The following is a 430-nucleotide window of genomic DNA, read 5'->3' on the forward strand; positions in this document are numbered from 1 at the left end:
GAGCCCAGTCGAGTTTGCCCTTGTCGCGGTCGACGGCGATGATCGTCGACGCCCCCGCCAAGCGGGCTCCGGCGATCGCGGCATCGCCGACACCGCCGCAGCCGATCACCGCCACCGAATCGCCGCGCGAGACGTGGCCGGTGTTCATCGCCGCACCGAGCCCGGCCATCACCCCGCACCCGAGCAGTCCCACGACGGCGGGATCGGACTCGGGGTTCACCTTGGTGCACTGGCCTTCGTGGACGAGGGTCTTGTCGGCGAACGCGCCGATACCCAACGCCGGGGACAGTTCGGTGCCGTCGCTCAGGGTCATCTTCTGCGAGGCATTGTGGGTGTCGAAGCAGTACCAGGGTGTGCCTTTCTTGCAGGCTCGGCATTCCCCGCACACCGCCCGCCAGTTCAGCACCACGAAGTCGCCGACCTCGACATG

The 430-nt window shown here is 68.1% G+C and carries 1 protein-coding gene; it reads right to left on the reverse strand.

The window, feature by feature from the left end:
* The coding region (locus tag QM588_RS25605) for an alcohol dehydrogenase catalytic domain-containing protein (RefSeq protein ID WP_283317433.1) at positions 1-430 on the reverse strand (430 nt) is incomplete at both ends.

It is taken from the genome of Rhodococcus sp. IEGM 1354, assembly GCF_030056855.1.
Taxonomy (GTDB): domain Bacteria; phylum Actinomycetota; class Actinomycetes; order Mycobacteriales; family Mycobacteriaceae; genus Rhodococcoides.